This is a genomic window from Tahibacter caeni, from assembly GCF_024609805.1.
Taxonomy (GTDB): Bacteria; Pseudomonadota; Gammaproteobacteria; order Xanthomonadales; family Rhodanobacteraceae; genus Tahibacter; species Tahibacter caeni.
This window is the reverse complement of the sequence record NZ_JANFVR010000410.1, coordinates 1-3,669: the sequence shown is the minus strand read 5'-3', so window position 1 is coordinate 3,669 and position 3,669 is coordinate 1. Positions and strand designations below refer to the sequence as shown.

The following is a 3,669-nucleotide window of genomic DNA, read 5'->3' as shown; positions in this document are numbered from 1 at the left end:
GCCGCGGCCTGCTGTGCGCGCGCCGTGGTGTCGCTGCCGGCCCGGTTCATCGCCGCGCGCTCCAGCCGCGCGAGCGCGCGCGGCCCGAGCAGGACGGCGCCGGCGACGAGGACGGCTGCGGCAAGGAGTACGAGAGTTCTGCGCGGCATGCGTAAGCCCTGGCGAGTACGGACGCGGCTCTATCGACACACGGCGGCGCGCGGGGTTCGCCGCGCATCAGCGGTTGCCGACGGTCAGGTGCAGCGGCGGCTGCGGTTCGCGCGGCAGGCCGAGGCGTTCGCGCAGATCGAGCACGGCCGCGCAGCGTACCGGAAACCAGACGTAGCCGTTGGTCTCCCGGCCCAGCGGATCGAACGTGAAGTCGACGCGTTCGCCCTCGCCGTCGCCCCAGTGTCCGGGATGCGGCGGCAGCTCGCCGCGGATCACCGAGACATGCGTGCCCCAGAGCGGCGCCTGCAGGCTGCGCAGCCGGCGCTGCGCGATCCAGTGCAGATGCCGCAGATAGCGGCCGAGCTCCGGATCGCCGTCGAGGATCAGCCACCAGCGCGTGCTGCCGCCGTCGCGGCGCCGATGCGAGCCGGGGCGCAGTTCGGGGCTGTAGCGCAGGGTGCCGCTGGAACGCATGGACCGGAGCCGGAAAAACCGGCGCGCATCTTGCGCCGCTCCGGTGCCGGGCCACAAGCCGTCGAACATCACGCCGGATCGAGCACGACGCGGTTGCGGCCTTCGCGCTTGGCGCGGTACAGCGCCTCGTCGGCGCGCGCGAGCAGGCGTTCCACCGCATCGGTGGCCTCGGGCACGCTCGCGGCCGCGCCGACCGAGATCGTGACGCCGCAGGATTCGGCCACGACGGCGCAGAGCCGGCGGCCGAGGTCGGCCGCGGCGGCCAGATCGCACTGCGGAACGACGAGGCAGAATTCCTCGCCGCCGAAACGCGCGACCAAAGTGTTGTCGCGCACGCTGCGCACGAGCGCCGCGGCGACGCAGCGCAGCACGTTGTCGCCGGCCAGATGGCCGTTCGCGTCGTTGTAGGCCTTGAAGTGATCGACGTCGGCCAGCAGCAGCGCGACCGGCCGGCGCGTCTGCGCCGCGGCGGCCAGGCTCGCGGCGAGGAACGCGTCGAAGCGGCGCCGGTTGGCCACGCCGGTCAGACCGTCGCGCTCGGCCAGATCGCGCAGCTGCACGTTGGCCTGTTCCAGCTCGGCCGTATGCGCACGCACGAGCGCGTCGAGCTGGCGATTGCGCGCGTCGAGCCGGCGTATGCGCGCGCGCAGGCCGACACTGAGCAGGAAGGCAAGCAACAGAAGCACCGCGAGCGCGACCAGCAGCTGCAGGTCGCCGCGCTGATACCAGCGCGGCACGATGCGGAACGCGAAGGCCGGCGCGGCGAACTCCTGTCCGCCGCTGCTGCGCGCGCGCGCCTCGAAGCGGTAGCCGCCCGGCGGAATCTGCGCATAGACGAACTCCGCGCGCGGACTCCAGTCGCTCCAGCCGTCGTCCAGACCGACCACGCGCGCGCGGAACTGCGCCGGCGTGGCGCGCGCGAGATCGGCGAAGCCCAGACGGAACGTCAGGCTGCCGGCGCCGTAGGCCAGCTGCGCCGGCTCCTGCAGCGCCAGAGACACGGCCGCGCCGTCGCGCGGCTGCAAACGCACGGCGCTCAGGCGCAGCGCCGGCGCCGGCGCCGTCTCCGTGCCGGCCGAGGCGTCGTAGTGCAGCAGCCGGCCGTTGCTGCCGACCAGCACGTCGCCGTCGGGCAGCGCGGCCAGTGCCTCGATCGCGCCGCTGCCGCGGTCGATCGCGTCGACGCGCTGCCAGCGCCGCGCCGCGTCGCGGCGATAGACGTTGCGGAAACTGAAGGCCCAGGCCACGCCGTCGACGCCGTCGCGCAGGCGCACGGTTTCCTGCGCCGACAGCAGCGCCGCGAGCCCGTCGGCGCCGGCGGCCGCGAAACGCGCGCCGTCCCAGCGGAACAGGCCGGATTTCACGCTCGCGTACAGCACGCCATCGAGCTCGCTGATCACAGCGGCATCGCGCTCGCCGAGGCCGAGCGCCGCATCGAACCGCTCGATCTGCGGCGGCTGCGCCGGATCGGCCGCCAGGCGCACGCGCACGAGGCCGCGATCGTCGCTGCCGAGCCAGACCTCGCCGGGCGCGGTCTCGACGAGGTTCATGACGCGCATGCGCAAGTCCGTATGCCGCGCGACCAGCTTCCAGCCGTCGGCCTCGCGCTGCAGCAGGCCGAACCCGGCCTCGGTGCCGATCCACGCGCGCGCCGGATCGAAGCGCGAACGCCGCAGCACGCGCGGATAGAGATCGTCGGGACCGACGCGGCGATGCGCGGTGCCGACCTGCTGCAGCCCGTAGCTGTCGGCCAGCAGCGAGGCCTCGCCGTCGGCGAGCAGGCTCCAGGCTTCGCCGTCGTATTCGCTGTCGGCGACGAAGCGGCCCTGGACGCCGCCGTCGCGCCAGGGTGCGACGAGCTCGCCGACCGCGGTCTGCAACCGCAGGCGGCCCTCGACGAGCTGCAGATCGTGGATGCTGCCGCGCACGCCGTCGGCGTCGCCGTAGACGTTCCAGACCACCGGCCAGGGCAGGCGCGCCACGCCGAGGTCGTCGGCGACGAGCAACGCGCCGTCGCGATCGACGGACAGGCCGTTCTGGAACGTGGTGCCGAGTTCGATGCGGCGCAGCGCGCCCGAGGCCGTGTCGACCACGCGCAGCACGCCGTCGTCGCCGGCGAACGCCGCATGCCGCGCGTCGAGCAACCTGCCCTCGTGGAAATGGCGCGTGTCGCCGTCGCCGAGCAGCGGCTGCAGCTTGCCGTCCGCGAACACGACCAGGCGCGGCGTCTCGTCGTGCACGAGCAGGCGCCGCGCGTCGAGCGACAGCAGGGTGAACGCGGGCTGGTCGGCGAACGCCGCACCGCCCGGCAGCAGCGCGAAGTCGTCGCCGACGCGATGCTTGAGGCCTTCGCCGCGCCAGTTCACGACGAGCTCGCCCGCATGCACCGCGATGCCGCCGAGGCGGTTCGGCGCATGCCACGCGTGTACGCGGCGGCCGTCGCCGTCGACCTCGAACAGCCAGCGCAGCGCGCGGAAATACACGTGACCGTCGTGTTCGACGGCATCCCAGATGTCGTCGAAGCCCTGCGCGCCGACGTCGGCCGCGAACGCGCCGGACACGTCGAGGAGGCGCTCGCCGCCGTCGGACCGGCGCTCGATGCGGCCGAAGCTGTCGGTCGCGCCGAACCAGAGCCGGCCCTGGCCGTCGCAGAACAGCACGCGCACGGCACCGGGCCGCGGCAGCGCGAAGGACTCCCAGCGCACGCCGTCGAAGCGCAGCACCGCGTCGATCGCGCCGACGTAGAGCAGGCCGTCGGCGCTGCGCGCGACCGAGAAATACTGCGGATAGACGTCGAGGTCCGGCGAAAAGCGCGTCATCAGCGGCGTCGCCGCCCAGAGCACGGGCGCGAGCAGCCACAGCACCAGTCCCGCGATCGCGCGACGCCGCTGCTCCCGACGCATGGCCCTCCCCTTCCCCCTGCGCCATTGCGGCGCGCGCTCATGCTAGCAGAGCGCGCCGGCCCGGCCGGCGCGCGGCCCGGGCTCCGTGTCGGGGAACGGGCTCGCGGAGGCCGGCCGGATCTGGCCGCGCCCCGTACGGCGG

At 74.0% G+C, this 3,669-nt stretch carries 2 protein-coding genes; both read right to left on the bottom strand.

Annotation, left to right across the window (positions count from 1 at the left end):
* Window positions 1–216: 216 nt before the first annotated feature.
* Window positions 217–624 (bottom strand): hypothetical protein, encoded by a 408-nt coding sequence (locus NON22_RS21720; protein WP_257389090.1) that lies wholly within the window; start codon window positions 622–624, stop codon window positions 217–219.
* A 68-nt stretch (window positions 625–692) separates the two neighbouring features.
* The gene (locus tag NON22_RS21715; RefSeq protein ID WP_257389089.1) at window positions 693–3,527 is read right to left on the bottom strand and encodes a ligand-binding sensor domain-containing diguanylate cyclase; all 2,835 of its coding nucleotides are present in this window, start codon (window positions 3,525–3,527) and stop codon (window positions 693–695) included.
* Window positions 3,528–3,669: the final 142 nt, after the last annotated feature.

Excerpts from the sequence above, each read along its gene's own strand:
- NON22_RS21720 (WP_257389090.1), bottom strand. The coding sequence starts at position 624 with ATGCGTTCCAGCGGCACCCTGCGCTACAGCCCCGAACTGCGCCCCGGC.
- NON22_RS21715 (WP_257389089.1), bottom strand. The coding sequence starts at position 3,527 with ATGCGTCGGGAGCAGCGGCGTCGCGCGATCGCGGGACTGGTGCTGTGG.